The organism is Gemella sp. GH3, from assembly GCF_013415425.1.
GTDB lineage: Bacteria > Bacillota > Bacilli > Staphylococcales > Gemellaceae > Gemelliphila.
The window spans coordinates 1-285 of sequence record NZ_JACBYC010000005.1; the positions used below are offsets into that span (position 1 = coordinate 1).

Annotated in this window: 1 protein-coding gene; it reads left to right on the top strand. The window is 48.8% G+C overall.

The genetic code is table 11. The annotated features are described in order from the left end of the window. The coding region (locus HZY83_RS00025; protein ID WP_218925274.1) for an MSCRAMM family adhesin SdrC at positions 1-285 on the top strand (285 nt) is incomplete at both ends.

Consider the following 285-nt stretch of genomic DNA (forward strand, 5'->3'; position numbering starts at 1 on the left):
CTGACGCACTCATTGATGCTGACTCGCTTGCTGATGTGCTTGCACTAATCGATGTACTCGTTGATGCTGATTCACTTGCCGACGTACTTGCACTTACTGATGCACTCGTTGATGCTGATTCACTTGCCGACGTACTTGCACTTACTGATGCACTCGTTGATGCTGACTCGCTTGCTGATGTGCTGGCACTTACTGACGCACTTGTCGATGCTGATTCACTTGCCGATATACTTGCAGATTCTGACGCACTCATTGATGCTGACTCACTTGCCGATGTACTTGCAC